This is a genomic window from Carnobacterium gallinarum DSM 4847, from assembly GCF_000744375.1.
Taxonomy (GTDB): domain Bacteria; phylum Bacillota; class Bacilli; order Lactobacillales; family Carnobacteriaceae; genus Carnobacterium; species Carnobacterium gallinarum.
Window position 1 is genome coordinate 2,376,837 of the sequence record NZ_JQLU01000005.1, and the last position, 18,886, is coordinate 2,395,722.

Here is an 18,886-nt window from a genome sequence, read left to right on the forward strand (position 1 = left end):
CAGAATGGATGGTTTTTTCAAAAAATATCTTAGAAGAAATCAATGATATTCCTGAGGAAAATCAAGAACAAATTAGTAATGAAGATGTCGAGAGACTTAATGAAGAAATCACTAGACTAAACGCTCATATTCATCAATTAAATGATGAGAAAGATAACCTGTTGGGAAGTATGGACTCAAATCATTCTGAAAAAGAAAGATTAAACAAATCAGTAGAAGAACTTAGTTCTTATAACGCGAGATGCATCAAGAAATTAGAAATTATGGGAAGTGAAAATGAAAAACTTAAGCATAAGATAAATGAACTAATGTCGGAGGCTACTTCTGAAAAAAGTACATCAAAATCTATCCTAAATAAACTAAATTCAGACATACAATTTTTACAAGCTAAAAATAGTACAACCGCTGAAGAAATAGCGGCATTAGAGATGGCATTAGCAGAAAAAACGAATGAAGTAGGGAACATTCAGAGTCAATTAAAAAGAAAAAACGCAGAACTAGAACAAATGAGCAATGAAAAAGACATGCTTACATCCAAAAATAATAAGCTGAGCCAAATAATAACAAAACTAGAACAAAATATTAAAAATCAGGAAACTACTACTAATGGCTCCTCAGATGAAGTCGTTGACTTGCAAAAGATAGTTAAAGATTTAACAGAGGAAAATGTTATTTTAAAATCTGATTTTGCAGATCAAAAAAATGAAATTAGTGAAGTAATGATTTCTGCACAAAAGCAAGCTAACCGCACTGTAGAAAAAGCATCGCGAAAAGCTGAAGAGCTAATAAGAGATGCAGAAAATAAAGTCTTAGAGATTGCCAATCAAGCAAAAGAACTTAAAGTTGAAATATCGGAATCTAAAGATAACTTTTTCTCGTTATACAATCAGCTGGAGAATCAAGTAAATGATTTGTCACTTAATCAAACTGGAGAGAAGTCAGAGAGTAAATTAAATAAGTTAGCTATCATCAAAGCTTAGTTTTTGTGTTTGGTAATTCAAATAAAAATCTAATTTGTAGGCAACAAGATCAGATAACAATATATATGAAATTGGGAGATAAACAATGAATAATCAGGAACCGTTACTTTTTAAATATCTTTATTATGTATATATGGCTGCATCCATTTTGACGGTCATCATTAGTATTTTTTTAGTGGTTAAATTGTACGTATTTTCACTTAAAGTTACAACAGTTGCAGATGTCTTTTTTGTACTAATCATGATGTTATCCAGTTTTTATTTTAGATTTAATGCATTTCACTATCAAAAATTATTTATAAATAGAGGTGTGTAAGGAGCTATGAAAAAAAACGTTAACTATTCTATTGTCGTTCTTTTTATATGGGTAAGTGTAATGGCAACTACATTGATTTGGCACCTATCTAGTAGTCGTGAAATAAATTTAATGGCTCAAACTTTAGAAACAAGTGTCGAGGAATCGGGTGAATCTGAATCAAGTAGTGTTGAAGAATCGGGTGAATCTGAATCAAGCAGTGTCGAGGAATCGGGTGAATCTGAATCAAGCAGTGTTGAAGAATCGGGTGAATCTGAATCGAGCAGTGTTGAAGAATCCGGTGAATCTGAATCGAGCAGTGTTGAAGAATCGGGTGAATCTGAATCAAGCAGTGTCGAGGAATCGGGTGAATCTGAATCAAGCAGTGTTGAAGAATCGGGTGAATCTGAATCAAGCAGTGTTGAAGAATCCGGTGAATCTGAATCAAGCAGTGTTGAAGAATCCAGTGAATCTGAATCACTCTCTTCATTAGAAAAAGAGGAACCTAATAATAATGAAAATTCTATTTCCACTAATAATGAATCATCTTCAAATAATGATTCAACAACGGTACTCAGTGAAGATACTAATGTAACCAATATTTCTGAAGTTGAATTGGAGGATAATTATTATTTCTCAGTTGCCAAAAACCAAACTACAGGAGATTTTATCAACAGTTTAAAGAATGATGCGCAGAAAATTGCCTGGGAAAATGATTTGTATGCATCTGTAATGATTGCTCAAGCAATTTTAGAGACTGGTTCAGGCAATAGTACACTATCAAGTTCACCAAATTACAATTTATTTGGAGTAAAAGGTGAATACAATAAGAAAAGTGTATCAATGAGTACTCAAGAAGATGACGGTAAAGGAAATTTATACACCATTAAATCTGCTTTTAGAAAATATCCTAGTTACAAAGAAAGTCTTGAAGACTATGCCATATTACTTAGAGAGGGCTTATCAGGTAATTTGAATTTTTATAGTAATACTTGGAAATCAAATACTAAAAATTATCAAGATGCAACAGCTTTTTTAACTGGAAGATATGCAACAGATACACGATATGACAAAAAACTGAATGCATTAATCGAGACATATAAATTAACAAAATATGATACAAAGTTAAATAGTAGCAGCGAAGTAAAAAGTTCAAATAAGAAAGTGGAATCTAAAGTAGAGGCACAAATAAAAAATGCAAGTACAGAAAAAACAAAGGAACAAAAGAGCAAAGAAAATAATGATGTTGGATTAGTAATTTATGAAGATACTTCTATTTATGAAAAAGAGAGTACAGAGCTGAGTAATGAAAATGACAGCTTAATGGATATTAAAGTTAGTGAATTTTCGACTCAGAAAAAAGTTGATTTTTAATAGTTCTTCTAAATGAACCAGTTGTTTTTTAAGAATAGGGGTAAACTTATGAAATGTTTTGAGCAAGTGGCAACTGATGAAAATGGTTTTTCGCTTATTGAAGTATTAGCGTCTATTATTATATTCGGAATTGCTCTACTAGGATTAACCTCTCTTATGTATCAAAATTTTAGTGCAATTGATCAGAACGAATTAACTGAACGAGCATTTTATGTAAGGGATGACATAAAGGAATGGTTGAATTATAAAGCACAGAGCCAAGATATTGCCAATCTAAATCAATTTGTTCTGACTTTGCCCAAACAAGGGGAAGTCATGTATACAGAAGAGCAGCAAGTGCGAAGTCGTTACTTAATTGTTGATGAATCAGGTATACAAGTAGATCCAGGTACGAATAAATCCAAATTTGGGGAAATTGCTAGGGATACTTCTGTTGATAGAGGAAAAATAGTTGAAAAGGTTCATTATGATTTTTCTGGAAATCAGTTACCAGATATATTGAATCAAGACAAATTTAATAAATATTATATGGGGGAATATGTAGAAGATCCCTCTTTTCTTGTGAAAATTTCAGCAAAAAAAAAATCGGACTCTTCATATGAACCTCGAACAGATGGCATGATGCTAACCATTCAAATTTACAGTAAGGAAACAGGAAAACTTTTGACGGAGACTTATACTAACTGGGTGCCTGAATATTGAGAGGGGATAAATCGTTTTGCAAAGAAAGTTAAAAGAAGAACGAGGAGTAACTTTAGTTGAACTGATAACTATTTTAGCACTTTTAGGCATCGTTTTTAGTCTGTCAGGCGGACTCTTTTATAGCATAGCGAAAACCAGCTCAATCCAAAAGCAAATGGTTGAGATTCAACAAACGGCTAATGGAATCGTTTCCGAAATTGAAAGCATTAGCAAGATTCCTGGATTATATGAAGAGGCCGGATACATTGGTAAATATGTTGGGAAAGAATGGGAAGAAACACATATTATTAAGCCGCTTAAATTTGATGAGGCAGGAGATCCTGTAGAAATGACTGTGACAGATGAAGGTGAAAATAGAATCGCATTGACAGATATTACAGATACGCTAAATCAGTCTAAGCAAGTATTTCAACTAAATAATCCTGAAATCAAAATTAAAATTATGCAAGAAAAAAACGAAAATGAACTTACGAAAACAATCTATTCTACACCAAATTATCGGGATACCTTTTCAATTCAAACAACAGTGATGGTTTTATTTTATAGGGATAAAATAGATTTTTCCAAGTACCATGATGATCGGACTGGTGGCTGGTCATTTGATGAATTAAAAGCTCTTTCTAATGTGGTTTATTCAAGAGAAACAGTTGTTCAATACCGAGATAATGCGAAGGCGAAAGGAGATATCCCTGGAAATGGAAGATGGTAAAAATGAATCAGGATTTGTACTTTTATATGTACTAGGTGCAATCATTTTAATATCTGTAATGATAGGAGGCATATTTCTACTTGCCAGAACCGTTTTTTTTCAGGTGAACAAAGTAGATCAGTTTAAACGGGTACAACAAGTAGAAGAGTATGCCATGCAAGATGGAACCAATCAAATTCAAAAAAAAATTGAAGGCTATATATCCGAATTAGAAACCATTGATTTTGGAAATGATATTTCAAAACTTAGTGTAGATATGGACAAACTTTTTAATGATTTTTTGATGTCTGAAAAAGATATCGGAAGTGATCATCAGTTTTCTTACGTGGTTAGGATTGAGGAAATAAATAAGGAAAAAGTTAATCCGTATAGATTAACAGATTCATCTGGAAATTTTGGGTGGAAAGAGGATCCATCTGTAGCAAATCAAACTAAAGCAACGAATGCTCAACTTTCATTTGTGATTGAAGTAGATGTCACTGAAAAAGAGAACAGTGGTAAGAAAGTTAAATCATCAGCAACTGCAAATTATGTTTATCAAATTCAATGGAACGATGTTGATGTTGAAGAGTCTGTTACTGAGATGGATGTGTGGCGAAATGTTGTTTATTCTCATTATATACCAAATAGTGCACGATATTTGTCTGCCGATTCATGGATGAGAAAAATGGATGATGTATATAGATACAACGAAAATCATTCCTCTTTTGGCTATTCAAAATTTGACAATCACACAGCTCAAGTCTTTGGTTATTCAAATAATACTGTTGTAGATATAACTGATGATACCTTTTTAGATTTTTCTTCAAAAGGAAAACCGTTATATTCAACATTAACATTTGAAGGTTCCTTGCTGATGGAGCATGGGATCAGTTTTGAAGGGAATCATTCAGCCTCACAGTTAATAACTGGTAATATTCTCTCTTTAAGAGCTTCTGATTCAAAAGAAAACGTTATTCAAAATTTGAATGTGAGTGCTGGCAATGGAACTTATATAGATCTTTTTGGATCAAGTAAGTTTTTAGCAATAAATGAGAAGGATAAAAGTTTTCAAACGAGTGGTTTGTTGATCAATAATACGAACAGTGCTACGAATGCTAGTTCAGAAGGTGTCTTATTTGGGAGTGGAAAACTGTTAGTAGAGACGCAGGAAAAGGCCAGAGAGTTCCGCTTTGCAAATTACGCAAGCAATGCTCTTACAAGTACCCCACAAGATGATCTTTGGAATGAATTTATTAAAGGTTCTATGGTTATAGCCAGCTCTAATTTCTATGCTGGCGCGTTTAATTTAGGAAGAGATTTGCAAGCAGCTGAAAATGATCAAAGACAAATAGCAGTTGATGGAAATTTATTACTAACGAATGCAATGCTAGATAGTAACACAGGACAAGATGGGTTTTCTTATTTTCAAGAAGAAGAACTTTATAGCAAGCCTAACGCATCTTCGATACTAAGCTTAAATGGTAGCAATACAAGGCTGACTGTTGATGGAATGACCTTTATTGATGCGCCCAAAACGGATAGGCGAAAATCAATTGCCGAACAGAGTGGAGAAACAGCAAAATATTATGGTGATAAAGAAGATTGGAATACGGTTAGTCTTAAAAATGGTGCAGCCCTCAACTTAGGGTATACGGGTACAGAACCTTTCAATCTAATCTTAGGGAAAGACTCAATTCTTTCGTTAAATGTACTTCCAAATTTGGCTTATTTTGATACTACGTTTCTGGTGAATAGCCTAAATGAAGGGGATTTAAACGGGAAAGTCATTTTACGTGTTTTCAACCAAACAGATATGAACCTTTTAGAATCCGAGCTGAAGAGCCGTAGAATACCTGTGACAGTCCAATTAACGGAAGATGCTGTACAAAACGGTGAAGTGACAATTATAAAACCTGATAATCCAACTGGATCAGATACGTCTCAAATGATCACAAGAACATTTTCTTATGTGGAAGAAGTAAATCACTAATGAAAGGAATGGGATTTTATGACTAAAGATGAACATAGTGCAGGTTTAGAAGCCAATCAACCGCAAGTAGTTGACCTTTTTAAACATTCTCTTGACACAAGTTTGATTGAACTAATTCCTAGAGCTTTTGCAAAAAAATTTAGTGTTATTCCATTGGAAGTGGATTCTGAAGGGAAACGTTTGGCAGTTGCAATCAGCAACATATCAAACTACCCAGTCTTAAATGATTTACGTTTAACAACGGGCATGCAAATTGTTCCTGTCAAAGCAAATGAATCTGATATACAACAAATCATTGTTCGTGATTATCCCTCTGAAATCAGCTTAGATGGATTGACTACTCATGAAGAAGTGACAAATCTGGAAGAAATGAATCAACAAAACAATAATGATTCTCCAATTATAAAATTGGTAAATAGTTTGCTAAATGATGCGATAGATCGAAAAGCAAGTGACATTCATTTTGATTCGCAAGAAAAGTATATGATTGTTCGGATTCGAATTGATGGAGATCTGCGGGATTTAAAAAAGATTCCTAAAAATATTCAACCAGCTGTTATATCCAGATTAAAAATTATTTCTTCACTTGATATTACTGAAAGTAGAATCCCCCAGGATGGGCGTGCAATGCTAAAGAGTGGATCGAAAGTAGTTGATTTACGGGTTTCTGTGTTACCAACAATTCATGGAGAAAAAACAGTTATCCGGATTATGGATCGTTCAGTAGGTATTAGAAAGCTAGAAGAGTTTAAGTTTCAACCAGAAAGCTTGGCCTCATTTAGAAAAATATTGAGAAATCCACATGGCATTATTTTAGTGACTGGACCAACTGGTTCAGGAAAATCTTCCACTCTGTACGCGGCGTTAAATGAGCTAAATGAGCCAAATGTCAATATTATTACGGTAGAAGATCCTGTGGAGTATCAACTAGAAGGCGTCAATCAAGTTGCCGTAAATAGTCATATTGGTTTGAGTTTTGCTAGTGGTTTGCGTTCAATTCTAAGGCAAGATCCTAATGTCATTATGGTGGGAGAAATTCGGGATAGTGAAACAGCTGAAATTGCTATTCGAGCTTCTATGACAGGGCATTTGGTCTTGTCTACTATTCATACGAATGATTCAGTGAGCACCATCAATCGTTTAATTGATATGGGAATTGATCCATTTTTAGTAGCTAATTCTTTAGCAGGAGTTCTTTCTCAACGCCTAGTTCGTACCATTTGTTCAAATTGTAAAGTTGAAGCTCCTGTGTCCCTTGAAGACGCAGTGGTTTTGCAAGAATATCACCTTCATCCTGATAGTTTATATCATGGTGAAGGGTGTGCTAAATGCAATTATACCGGTTATCAAGGCCGAATGGCCATTCAAGAATTGTTGGTCATCACAACAGAAATTAGAAAAAAGATTACAACTAATATCACTAGTGAAGAATTGACGGAATATTTGGGGGATTTAGGAATGCGCTTTTTAATTCACGATGCATTAGATAAAGTATTGGCTGGCTATACAACGATTGAGGAAGTTCTGAAAGTCGCAGCAGCAGAAGTCTAAGAAAGGAGATTTATTGATGAAGCAAGAGCGTTTTTATTTTCAAAGTAAAGAAATCGAAGAAAATGAATTGAATTTTTATGAAGAAAAAAACAATTTGACGACTGAGTTATTTGAGAATGATTCAGTTGATCAGCCAGAATTTTCTTCTCCTCATTTTGAAAACAATGCTGAAAGGACAAGTGACACGAATAACGAAATCGACTTAAAATTGGATTATTCCTCGTTTTTATCAGAGGAAATGCTTGATATAACAGATCCATTAATTCATACCATTAGTGAAGCAGAACCGAGTTTAACGAGTAATGATCCTGTGGAGCAGCTAAATATCTGGTTAAAAGAGACCGTTACACTTGGTGTTTCCGATTTGCATTTAATTGAAGGAATTGAACCAATCTTTAGATTGCATGGTGATTTACAGCCGGTGACTGGCTCAAAAGTACTTTATTCCGACACCATAACAGCGATGGGAAGAGGTATTTGTAATGACAGCCAATGGCAGGAATTTCAAAAAAATGGTGAAGTGGATTTAGCATATGAGCTTAAAGAGTTTGCCAGGTTTAGGGTGAATATTTTCAAACAGATGGATACGACTGCGATTGCGTTGCGTCGGATACCAATCGAGATTCCTAGCTTAAATTCCCTTGGTGTACCGGATATTTTAAAGGACCTAATTTACAAAAGCCAAGGATTGTTTCTTGTAACAGGACCTACTGGATCGGGAAAATCCACGACATTAGCTGCAATGATTGATTATTTAAATGAAATGAAAAATACACATATTCTGACATTGGAAGATCCAATTGAGTATGTTCATAAGCACAAGAAATCTATTGTGTCCCAACGTGAGATTGGACGAGATACCGAGTCTTTTGGCAATGCTTTACGAGCAGCATTGCGACAAGATCCAGATGTCATTTTAGTTGGTGAAATGCGAGATTTTGAAACAATTTCAATCGCGTTAACCGCAGCTGAGACAGGGCATTTGGTTTTAGGAACGCTCCATACATCAAGTGCTCCAGCAACAATCGAGCGAATTGTCGATGTTTTTCCAGCTGTTCAGCAACCGCAAATCCGTTCCCAGCTAGCCGGTGCATTATTAGGTGTTCTCTCTCAACGATTATTGCCAACTAAAGATCGAAAAGGACGAGTTGCGGCAACTGAAATGCTAGTTAATTCAAAGGGGATTGCAAATATTATTCGATCTGGAAAGACCCACCAAATTAGCAATATGCTTCAGATGGGTAAGAAAGAAGGAATGCATACAATGGAAGCTTCCATTACTAAATTGATACAAAGACAACAGGTAGATTTTGAAGTGGCTGAGTCTTTTATTGAGCAAGGGAGTGAAGCATAATGCCTTTTTATAGCTATGAGGGAATCAGTACTAGAGGTGAAGGGTTGTCAGGTGGTATTAGAGCCAAAACGGTACTTGAGGCAAAAATAAATCTAAGAGAAAAAAAAATAAAAGTAACCTCTATTATTGAACAAGAAGAAAGTATCGCGAATAAAGAAATTCAATTGTTTAACAAAATTAGTGAAAAAGAGTTGGTTCCATATTTACGTCAAATGTCAACGTTGATTACTGCAGGAGTGTCGGTGTTAGATGCATCCATTATACTAGAAAAACAATTAAAAAAAGGGCGCTTTAAAGAAATAATCTCAGAGATTCGCAAGGATTTAGAAAATGGAGAACCGCTTTCAAACAGTTACCGTAAACATCCAAATGCCTTTCCACCTTTGCTCATTAATGTTATAGCTGTTGCTGAAATATCTGGAGCATTAGAGAGTAACTTAAATCAAATTGCAGGATACTATGAAAAACGAGTAGAAAATAAAAGTACGATGATTACAGCCATGATTTATCCAATGATGATGCTTATAGCGGCTCTTGGCGTAGGTGTTTTTATGATGGTTTCGATTGTGCCAATGTTTGTTTCATTTTTTGAAAGTTTCGATGCTCCTTTACCTAAAATTACCATTATAACCATGGGAATTAGTAAATTTATTACCTCGCAAGGTCTTTGGATATTCTTATTCAGTGTTATTTTAATAGTGTCCTATAACTTAGCAAAAAAGAAACCGAAGTTTAAGTTACAAGTAGATACTTTAAAATTGAAAATGCCTATTTTTGGAGAATTGTTACAAAAAAATGATTTTTCCGTATTAATGACTACATTGTCTACTTTACTATCTAGTTCTGTTCCAATGGTGAAAGCTTTAGATATGAGTAAAGAAGTGGCTAGCAATAGTTGCATTAAAGAGTTGATTGCCAAATGTGAGACAGTTATTGAACAAGGTGGAAAATTAAGTACAGTATTTAGTGAAAGCCCGTTTGTACCTGTGATGCTTTCTCAAATGATTTTAATTGGAGAAAAAACGGGAACTTTGGAAGAGATGCTTAAAAAACTAAGCATTATTTTTGAAAAAGAAGTTGACGAAAATAGCAAGCGAATTAAAACGATTGTAGAACCTTTAGTAATGGTTTTAATTGCCAGTATGGTAGGGCTTATTGTGGCGTCTATTATGTTGCCAATGTTCTCTATGTACACGACAATTCAAGGATAATCTAGCTTTAGTTAGATTACTTTAATGTTTAGGATCTCATACTTCTAAACATTAAATTAACTTAATTAATCAAATCTTAGGAGGAAATAAACAAATGACAGAAGTATTGGTATTAAGAGAAGAAAATAAAGTGAGTCGTATGTTAAAAGATGAACGAGGGATGACTTTAGTTGAATTATTAGCAACCGTAGTTATTCTTGCAATTATTGCCGCAATTGGTGTTACCGCAATTGGTAGAGTGATTCAAAATACACGTGAAGATGCAGGTGTAGCAAATGTCCAACAAGCAATGAATGCTGCAAAACTGTATCAATCAACTGAATCGAAAGCTACAGGTGGTAAGTTCTTTACACTAAAAGAAATTTTGGACGGAGGATATCTTGAAGCAGCTAAAGGTACATGGGAAACTCCAGATACGGTTGTATTTACAGTTGAAACAGATGGTTCATTAACCCTTGCGGTTCCTGCTAATCAACTTACAGCGGGTAATAAGAAGAGTCAGCCGATTGCAGCTGGTACAACAAATGATGATATTCTCAGCTTAACAAGAGCTGACCTATGGACACCACCAGCTAATCCATAATAGGACAAAATAGAAAGAGGGAGATTCAAATGGATTTATATCAGATGAATGTGTTTTTAGCATTTACGTACGTTTATGTATTTATTCTTGGAATGTGTATGGGCTCCTTTTTTTTGGTGGTAGGATACAGAGTTCCTCAAAAAGAAACAATAATGGGCAGGTCTCACTGTGATGCGTGCAAAGAAGAGTTAAAGTGGTGGCATGTTATTCCACTATTTTCGTATAGTATTCTTAAAGGGAAATGTTATTTTTGTGCTTCTAAAATTGGGTTGAAAAATCCAATTTTAGAAGTCTTTATTGGATTGCTATTTATGAGTAGTGCCTATTTCTTGCAATTAGAAACAGAAGTTCTAGTTAGTTTTACGTTCATTTGTCTGTTGTTCACTATTAGTATTTCAGATTATCTTTATCAAATTATACCCAACAAAGTGTTGTTGCCGTTTTTCTTAATCGGTATGATGGAACGTTTTTTTATTCCGCAAAGTGACTATTGGTGGTATCCTATTGCCGGTGTTTTAGCGGGATTTCTACCGTTATTTTTGGTAGGAATGCTCAACGAGAAAGCCATTGGTGGTGGCGATATTAAGTTATTTGCAGTAGTAGGGTTGTTTATTGGACCAATAGGTGCGTTAATTTCATTATTTTTATCATCAGTTTTAGCTATTATATTTTATGTAATAACATTTATTCGAACCAACGAGAAGCAAAAATTCATTCCATTTGGACCTGCAATTGCTGTCTCATCCTATCTGATTTATCAATTTACATCAGGTCAAATAGACACCATGCTGCAATTATTTTCAAGATAACAACACGAAAGAGGGTTACTAGTATGTTTGGACGTACAAAAACGACAATCGGTATTGATATTAAAAAAAACGTAGTGAGATACTGCGTTTTGTATAAAGGGCAGTTTACTTGTGGTGAAAAACTTGCCAATAAAGAACTGATTAAAAATGATAAGCTGAAAAATAAACAAGAACTGGTAAACATCCTAAAAGTAATCTTTAAAGAGACACATATAACAAATCCATCCGTTATTATTTCTGCTTTAAATTCAAAAGTTCTTATTCGTCAAATTCCTCTTCAAGAAATGACCACAGAAAAAGAAATGCGAGAGTTTCTTTTTTTTGAAATAGGTGAATCCATTACATTACCTTTTGAAAAACCTGTATTTGACTTGCTCATTTTAGACACAATTAAAAAAAGAAGCTCTAAAAACCAGAAACAACACAAAAGAAAAAATGGGAAACAATTAATTGAAAATGTGAATCATATAAAAGGTAAGATTCCAATCTGTATTACTTCAGAAGAGTTGCTGGAAGAAGTTGGTGATGTCATTCAAAAATGTAACGGGAATTTAGTTGGTGTTGATTTCAGTCCATTAGCGTATATGTCCGTTTTAAAACGAGAAATAGACTGGGAAAAAAATTTTGCGTTAGTTGAGATTGATTCAGGTGAAGCCACGATTACCATTTTTGAAAATACGGTACCGATTTATGTTCAATATGAAGATTACAATAAAAGTAATTGGCGCTATATAGAATTAGAGGATCAAATTGTACCTGAATATAGGGGAGAGGAGGAAGCACTATATAAGTTAGGTGAAATCATTAATAATGTTGTTCATTACTTTGAATCAGAACTATCAAATGATGGGACTATCGCCAATATTTATCTTGTAGGAGGACATCCTAAATTAAAACGCGGAGTGATCGATATTATTAGAAAAAAGAATACCATACAAGTTAACACATTAACCTCTTCTCTTGAAAAAATTAAAGTGCCTGATCGTTTTTTGTTAACTTTAGGATTAGCACTTAAGGAGGTTTAGTGAATTGAATATTAATTTATTACCACAAAAATTTGTTAAAAATAAAGCAACAACTATCATTTTTTTTAGCACAATAATTATCAGTATTACCATTGCATTACTTTTTGTTGGATTGTATTTTTTCTTAACGATCAGGTTAAATCAAGTGATGGTAGACGAACAGCAGAAAAATCTTGAAAGAATTGGATTAGAAAAAAAAGTATCAGAATTAGAAAATGCTCAATCAAAAGACATCCAAGAATTTTTAATAGATTTGAAAAACGATAAGTATTTAATAAGTCCAGTGATGGCTAGCTTTGATAAAACAGCAAAAGAGTTAGATTTGAAATTATTAAATTATCAAATAGGGCTAAGTGATATAGAAAATCAAACGGAGCAAGTAGAAAAATCTAGTAATGATGAAGAATTATTACCTGCTATTACGCTTCGTTTGCAAGGTGATTTGTTTACAAATATGCCTAAATTAAAAAAAGAACTTGAAAAGAATGATTGGGTATATGATGTTATGCCAGTGAGTGTATCTAATGATTCAGATAACACAGAATCTGAGTTTATTATTCGAATCAAAAAAAATTTAGTAGACGAAACAACCGTTGAGGAAGGGGCCAAATAATGAATCGTATTTTTTTTACTAAAAAACATATATTTTTTTCAGCAGGTATTGTGCTGACATTATTGTTAGTTATTTTGGTTGGTTGGTTTCTAGCCATTGCTCCCAAAATAAGCCAACTATCGGTTACCAATGAGCGGTTTACAAAGCTAAGTGAAGAAGTAAAAAGTATTGGCACAGAATTTACGGACTTAAATAATAAGCCAACGTTAATTAAATCAGAAATCGTAAACGAGGCACCAATAATATCAAATGGTCTTGAATTAGAAAGCTATTTTAAAGAGATAGAAGCAATCAGTCAAGATTCGTCTATTTCAATTAAAAATATTAAGTTTGAAAATTTACAAGTATTTCCAGAAGTACCTAATGCCGAAAAGCAGCTACGAAAGAGTGTAGTAGGTTTTGATATTACTGGAAACAGCAGTCAAGAAATCATCAGATTTGTTGATCAGTTGGAGCAAGGAGAGCGTTTTGTTAACATTCAAAATGTGATCTATCGTGCTAGTGAAATGACTTCTGCTAATGGAGATTATGCCTATGCTGCCACTATTGTTGCTGACTTGTATTATTTATCGCAGTATGAAACGGGAAAATCGATAGAGCCATTATTAGTTGAAGAAGCCTTGAGGTTAGAGGAGGAGAAACAATGATAAGGAAGTGGCAAGCCAGTATTCTAGTTGTTGTAGTGTTGATTAGTAGCATGGTAGCTATTTATGTTCAAAAAATACGAAAAGATTCGTTGCTTGAAGCAGCAACGATTGTAGTGGAAGGTGATTTCAAATTAAATATTTCAAATGTTTGGGATAAAATCGCAGAAAAACCTGCTGTAACTCTTGATTGGGAAAACATTGATAATTTAACACAAAAAGGGTATCGAATGTACCAATCAGAAGACAGTGGCAGTACATGGGAAGTCCGTTCATTAAATTACGGCAAGCAGGTAAAAGTGTTAAATGTGTATCCAGATATAGAGGAATCAAATACATTTAAATCATGGATGGATAGCTTAAATTTGACGACAAATGATGGAGACAAGTTGATCGATGTGATTCCAGTAAAGTATAGTGATTTTAACAATAATTCGTTAAATTATTTGCAGGATGATCAAGGAAATTGGAAATATGATGTTTTAATGTTTGGTTCATGGGATTATAATAATCATAGGACTTTGAATGAAGAGTCAGCGGGGTATGTTATGGACTTTATAAATGACGGTAGAGGGGCTCTATTCGGTCATGATACATTAGCTGGTCCCTGGGACCTTTACGAGCATAACAAATACATGAGACCTTTTGCTGAAAAGTTAGGTGTAACCTTCGGATGGTCGGAAACAGTGTCCAGTGGGTCAGAAAAAATTAAATTAATCAATAATGGATACCTTATGAAGTACCCGTTTGAAATGGAAAATGATGTAGAACTAGAAATACCTGCGTCCCACTCTCTTGAACCACAAATTAAAAATGTTGGTGAGGTATGGTTTGAATTAATAGACCTTTCTTTTTTTGAAACGACCGTTTTTGATGATGGCATAAATAGGGGTGCATGGTATTTAAAAACGAATGAAAATATTGCTATGATACAAACAGGTCATAGTGACGGACAATCTACTATGGAAGAAAGAAAAATCATTGCGAATACCTTGTATAACTTAGCTCAAATTTCAATCGAATCCTATGCAACGGATCAGTCCGTTCAAGACAATGTAGCACCTGAAAAAGCGAAATTAGAAAAGAAAAATGGAACATTCTATGATTTTTCTGTTAATGTTGAAAGTATCGATCTAGGTAAAAACTATCAATGGTATGTAGAAGCAGATACGAAAGACACAGGTTTATTAAAATCCGACACTATGAAAGAAACCATTACCAGCAACGTTGCCGGCTATTTCTATCGAATGGATGAATCGGAAAGCTCTAATTTAGCTAAAGAAGTAGAGGGTTTCAAAGATGGATATGGTAGAATTCCCAAAGATAAATACGATTTATATGTTGCACCTACAGATAGTACTGAATCCGATTATTCAACAGCATCTGAAATTAAAGGCTTGAATGGCGATAAAGATGCTAATAAATATATCCATGTAGTATCTGTTGATCGCTCAAATAATGTTAGCGAAGTAAGCAGCATAAAAGTTAGCGATCTTATAGAGGATGGGGACTTTAAACTCTCAGCTAAAAATGCTTGGGATAAAGATGCTGAAAAAAGTTACGCTGATTTAAAATGGGATGAAGTGCAAAATTTAAGTCAAAAAGGATATCAGTTGTTTCAATCAGAAGATGAAGGTCAGAACTGGGTTGTTAAGCCTCTTAATTATGGCAAGCAGGTAAAAGTGTTAAATGTGTATCCAGATATAGAGGAATCAAATACATTTAAATCATGGATGGATAGCTTAAATTTGACGACAAATGATGGAGATAAGTTGATTGATGTGATTCCAGTAAAGTATAGTGATTTTGACAATAATTCGTTAAATTATTTGCAAGATGATCAAGGAAATTGGAAATATGATGTTTTAATGTTTGGTTCATGGGATAGCAATAATGGTATGACTTTGAATGAAGAGTCAGCAGGGTATGTTATGGACTTTATAAATGACGGTAGAGGGGCTTTATTCGGTCATGATACAATAGTTGGTTATGATCCAGAGGATCCATATTACAAGAAGAACATAAACATGAAGCCTTTTGCTGAAAAGTTAGGTATAACTTACGGATTTAACAATCCGGCAACGGTGATTGTGTCAGAAAAAATTAAATTAATCAATAATGGATATCTTATGAAGTATCCGTTTGAAATGGAAAATGATGTAGAACTAGAAATACCTCCGTCCCACCCTAATGAACCACAAATTAAAGAAGTTGGTGATGTTTGGTTTGAATTTATAAGTCCTACAATTTATGATGATGGAACATATCGTGGAGGGTGGTATTTAAGAACGAATGAAAATATTGCCATGATACAAACAGGTCATAGTAACGGACAATCTACTATGGAAGAAAGAAAAATCATTGCGAATACCTTGTATAATTTAGCTCAAATTTCTATTGATGAAGGGGCTAAAGAACAAACGGTAGTAGATGACGTTCAATCAGAGGCACCAAAAATTGAGTATAATAGTGGTACTTTTGAAAACTTCTCTCTTAATTTGAATTCAATTGACCATGGAAAACCGTATCAATGGTATATTGAAGCCAATACCAAAAATAGTGGTGTTTTACGATCAAATATCGCCAAAGAAGAGATAAAAAGCAACATCGCTGGCTATTTTTACAGAATTGACTCATCTGAAACTTCTGATTTAAGCAAAGAGGTTGAATCTTTTAAAAATTCTTACGGAAGAATCCCAAAAGATAAATACGATGCTTATGTTGCACCACACAATAGTGATGCTGTAGCGTATGAAACGAAGACAGAAGTAACTGGTTTAAATGGTGCTGAGGATGCTAATAAATATATTCATGTGGTAGCCGTTGATCGAGCAAACAATGTCAGTGATGTTAGCAGTATGCAAATCAGTGAATTGATGATGGAATTTCAAATTACAGAAACGTATCAAGATGAATTTAACAATTCACTGAAACCAGATACCAAAGTGTTGATTAATAAAAATGAAAACTACGTGAATGCTTTTCCTGATATCGTACCGTATAGCAAATATGGTTATCAAATTGATCAATCAGATATTATTGAGATAGATAACATCGAATCGGGTAATGCAACTATCTCCAATGTAATTAAAAATTATACAATGAAATATATATACACTAAACCTATCAATCTACATGTAAGACAAGTTATCACTTCAGAGAGTGGTAATATAGCAGTCCCTGAAAAAGGAAAAGTAGAAGTATGGACGATGAAGGATGAGTCAACAAATGATATTTTGACGAAAACGAATTACGACATCAAGTCTGGACTTGGGGATATAGGATTTTCCAATATAGAATTTGATAAAACATTTGGCTACAACTTTTTATATTTAAAACCGCATGAGCCTAGTTTCTATTTATATGACGGTGTAGTCATAACAAAAGAAAATATCCCTCATAACAGTGCGGATAAAATTAATGCCTATCCTTCGTTAGCTCTTTCTAAGGGAAATGAATATTGGATAACGATCTATTTGAAGTCAACAATTACTGCAGATGTGTATTTGAATGTGGTCAATAATCGATTAAATGTATATTACTCTAATATAGATCATTTTACAGTTTATATTGATGGAGAAGAGTATAAAGATTTTACAGTAACAGATAAACCAACAGTTGAATCAATGGTTCTAGACATTCCAGTAAGTGAAATTCGTAATAAAGTATCTGTAAAGTATACGAGTTCAGATGGTGAAGTAATGAGAGCATATTGGAATAACACATGGGATTTTGTTGATTAAAATAATTAGTCAAAGATTCTAGGACATAACTAATCTATTGGTTAAAAAACTATCTGAATTCAAATGAAAAATCCCATGAAATAAGCATTGTAAAAAATGTTTTTCATGGGACTTTTACTATTTAGAGACTTGTGTTCTAAGTTCTTTATTTTTTACATTTAAAGTCAGATCGTTTTAAATTGTGTCTACGGACTTAAAATAAGTTTGTTCAATATAATAGATATTTAAATGAAATATTTTGTTTTTCTGATTAAACACGGTATAATGTCAGTGTATTTGTTCATTAAAACACAGATTTGAAGTGAAATTTAATATTATAAAATTTTTCATTCTATTTAAATTAATAATATATTCGAAAACAATAGATATTTGATTACCCATAATTAAATGGAGAGGAATGATTTAATATGAATTTAAAGATTGCCATATGTGATGATGATAAAATAATATGCTCTCATATTGAAAGTATGATCCTGCAATATGCAAAAAGTTCTTCATTTACTGCAACAGTAAGTGTTTTTTTCGATGGTCATATGTTGATGGAGGATATACGGAGCGGACGAGGTGATTACGATTTAATTTACCTTGACATAGAAATGAATGAAGTCAATGGGGTTGAGGTCGGTCTTTCTCTCAGAGGTGAATTAAGAGATCATAAAATTCAAATTATTTATGTTTCTGGGACAGGGCAGTACGACCGACAATTATTTGATGTTCAGCCTCTACTGTTTATTTCAAAACCGATAGAAGAGAACCTGATAGGGCGTTCCTTAGATTTAGCAATAGAAAAATTAGAACTAGTACCTAAGTTATATCATTATAAAAAACGAAAAGAGCATTTTAGTTATCGAATGGAAGAAATTTTATATTTTGAAAATAGTGGTCGAAAGGTGAACATCATTACAGTTGACGGAAGAGATTCTTTTGTTGACAATATTAGAGACGTAGCAAAAGAAGTAATGCCTTTTGGATTTATCAAAATTAGCCAGTCTATTATTGTTAACTATCTTTTTGTAAGTAAATATTCTCGTGAAGAGATTATCTTGTTAAACAAAGAAATAATAGCTATCCCAAAAAACAAAAGGAATGAAGTAAAAGAACAATTTTTAAGAGAAAGTGATCGGCATCAATAAAAATAGTTGCTTATTAAAATTGGCTTTAATTCTTGTGATTTTTAGAAAGGAAAATAAACCTCATGTTTAATTTACAAACTTTTTTCATTCATATTTATGAAAGTGGATTGCAATATTTATTAATATATTATCTCTTCTCTCAATACAAAGTAACTGTATTGAGAACAGATAAAGTCCATATAATTGTG

Annotated in this window: 15 protein-coding genes; all 15 read left to right on the forward strand. The window is 33.4% G+C overall.

From position 1 onward, the window contains the following. Positions 1-8: 8 nt before the first annotated feature. The 15 genes from BR43_RS15880 to BR43_RS15955 all read left to right on the forward strand — a co-directional run bounded on the left by BR43_RS15880 (position 9) and on the right by BR43_RS15955 (position 18,698). A complete protein-coding gene (locus BR43_RS15880; protein WP_034563723.1) occupies positions 9-980 on the forward strand; it encodes a hypothetical protein in 972 nt (323 codons plus the stop codon). A gap of 322 nt (positions 981-1,302) precedes the next feature. Then, complete coding sequence (locus BR43_RS19305; RefSeq protein ID WP_245617875.1) at positions 1,303-2,649, forward strand: glucosaminidase domain-containing protein; 1,347 nt, start codon at positions 1,303-1,305, stop codon at positions 2,647-2,649. A 48-nt stretch (positions 2,650-2,697) separates the two neighbouring features. Beyond that, positions 2,698-3,351: a type II secretion system protein gene (locus BR43_RS15895; protein WP_034563727.1), complete on the forward strand. Its 654-nt coding sequence runs from the start codon at positions 2,698-2,700 to the stop codon at positions 3,349-3,351. Between the two features lie 16 nt (positions 3,352-3,367). After that, the gene (locus BR43_RS15900; RefSeq protein ID WP_034563730.1) at positions 3,368-4,060 is read left to right on the forward strand and encodes a pilus assembly FimT family protein; all 693 of its coding nucleotides are present in this window, start codon (positions 3,368-3,370) and stop codon (positions 4,058-4,060) included. Then, complete coding sequence (locus tag BR43_RS15905) at positions 4,047-6,032, forward strand: hypothetical protein (RefSeq protein WP_034563732.1); 1,986 nt, start codon at positions 4,047-4,049, stop codon at positions 6,030-6,032. The genes BR43_RS15900 and BR43_RS15905 overlap by 14 nt, the downstream gene beginning before the upstream one ends. 18 nt (positions 6,033-6,050) lie before the next feature. Further along, the gene (locus tag BR43_RS15910; RefSeq protein ID WP_051934000.1) at positions 6,051-7,583 is read left to right on the forward strand and encodes a GspE/PulE family protein; all 1,533 of its coding nucleotides are present in this window, start codon (positions 6,051-6,053) and stop codon (positions 7,581-7,583) included. 16 nt (positions 7,584-7,599) lie between these two features. Then, the gene (locus BR43_RS15915; RefSeq protein ID WP_245617876.1) at positions 7,600-8,937 is read left to right on the forward strand and encodes a type IV pilus twitching motility protein PilT; all 1,338 of its coding nucleotides are present in this window, start codon (positions 7,600-7,602) and stop codon (positions 8,935-8,937) included. After that, a complete protein-coding gene (locus tag BR43_RS15920) occupies positions 8,937-10,148 on the forward strand; it encodes a type II secretion system F family protein (RefSeq protein ID WP_034563734.1) in 1,212 nt (403 codons plus the stop codon). The genes BR43_RS15915 and BR43_RS15920 overlap by 1 nt, the downstream gene beginning before the upstream one ends. 94 nt (positions 10,149-10,242) lie before the next feature. Beyond that, the gene (locus tag BR43_RS15925; protein ID WP_034563736.1) at positions 10,243-10,731 is read left to right on the forward strand and encodes a type IV pilin protein; all 489 of its coding nucleotides are present in this window, start codon (positions 10,243-10,245) and stop codon (positions 10,729-10,731) included. A 29-nt stretch (positions 10,732-10,760) separates the two neighbouring features. Then, positions 10,761-11,540: a prepilin peptidase gene (locus tag BR43_RS15930; protein WP_051934001.1), complete on the forward strand. Its 780-nt coding sequence runs from the start codon at positions 10,761-10,763 to the stop codon at positions 11,538-11,540. 23 nt (positions 11,541-11,563) lie between these two features. After that, positions 11,564-12,565, forward strand: a complete 1,002-nt coding sequence (gene pilM, locus BR43_RS15935) for a type IV pilus biogenesis protein PilM (protein ID WP_034563738.1) — start codon at positions 11,564-11,566, stop codon at positions 12,563-12,565. A 4-nt stretch (positions 12,566-12,569) separates the two neighbouring features. Then, positions 12,570-13,178, forward strand: coding sequence for a hypothetical protein (locus BR43_RS15940; protein ID WP_034563739.1), 609 nt, complete (start codon positions 12,570-12,572; stop codon positions 13,176-13,178). Next, entirely contained in the window at positions 13,178-13,825 is a 648-nt protein-coding gene (locus BR43_RS15945; protein WP_034563741.1) for a hypothetical protein, read from the forward strand. The genes BR43_RS15940 and BR43_RS15945 overlap by 1 nt, the downstream gene beginning before the upstream one ends. Beyond that, positions 13,822-17,565: a hypothetical protein gene (locus BR43_RS15950; protein WP_034563743.1), complete on the forward strand. Its 3,744-nt coding sequence runs from the start codon at positions 13,822-13,824 to the stop codon at positions 17,563-17,565. Before BR43_RS15945 ends, BR43_RS15950 begins: the two co-directional genes overlap by 4 nt. Positions 17,566-17,972: 407 nt before the next feature. Beyond that, entirely contained in the window at positions 17,973-18,698 is a 726-nt protein-coding gene (locus tag BR43_RS15955) for a LytR/AlgR family response regulator transcription factor (protein ID WP_034563745.1), read from the forward strand. The last annotated feature ends 188 nt before the right edge of the window (positions 18,699-18,886 follow it).

What these genes read in the sequence shown, in the direction of transcription:
- BR43_RS15930 (WP_051934001.1), top strand. Translation starts at nt 10,761, where the DNA reads ATGGATTTATATCAGATGAATGTGTTTTTAGCATTTACGTACGTTTAT.
- BR43_RS15915 (WP_245617876.1), top strand. Translation starts at nt 7,600, where the DNA reads ATGAAGCAAGAGCGTTTTTATTTTCAAAGTAAAGAAATCGAAGAAAAT.
- BR43_RS15905 (WP_034563732.1), top strand. Translation starts at nt 4,047, where the DNA reads ATGGAAGATGGTAAAAATGAATCAGGATTTGTACTTTTATATGTACTA.
- BR43_RS15955 (WP_034563745.1), top strand. Translation starts at nt 17,973, where the DNA reads ATGAATTTAAAGATTGCCATATGTGATGATGATAAAATAATATGCTCT.
- BR43_RS15925 (WP_034563736.1), top strand. Translation starts at nt 10,243, where the DNA reads ATGACAGAAGTATTGGTATTAAGAGAAGAAAATAAAGTGAGTCGTATG.
- BR43_RS15895 (WP_034563727.1), top strand. Translation starts at nt 2,698, where the DNA reads ATGAAATGTTTTGAGCAAGTGGCAACTGATGAAAATGGTTTTTCGCTT.
- BR43_RS15950 (WP_034563743.1), top strand. Translation starts at nt 13,822, where the DNA reads ATGATAAGGAAGTGGCAAGCCAGTATTCTAGTTGTTGTAGTGTTGATT.
- BR43_RS15880 (WP_034563723.1), top strand. Translation starts at nt 9, where the DNA reads ATGGTTTTTTCAAAAAATATCTTAGAAGAAATCAATGATATTCCTGAG.
- BR43_RS15945 (WP_034563741.1), top strand. Translation starts at nt 13,178, where the DNA reads ATGAATCGTATTTTTTTTACTAAAAAACATATATTTTTTTCAGCAGGT.
- BR43_RS19305 (WP_245617875.1), top strand. Translation starts at nt 1,303, where the DNA reads ATGAAAAAAAACGTTAACTATTCTATTGTCGTTCTTTTTATATGGGTA.
- pilM (WP_034563738.1), top strand. Translation starts at nt 11,564, where the DNA reads ATGTTTGGACGTACAAAAACGACAATCGGTATTGATATTAAAAAAAAC.
- BR43_RS15910 (WP_051934000.1), top strand. Translation starts at nt 6,051, where the DNA reads ATGACTAAAGATGAACATAGTGCAGGTTTAGAAGCCAATCAACCGCAA.
- BR43_RS15920 (WP_034563734.1), top strand. Translation starts at nt 8,937, where the DNA reads ATGCCTTTTTATAGCTATGAGGGAATCAGTACTAGAGGTGAAGGGTTG.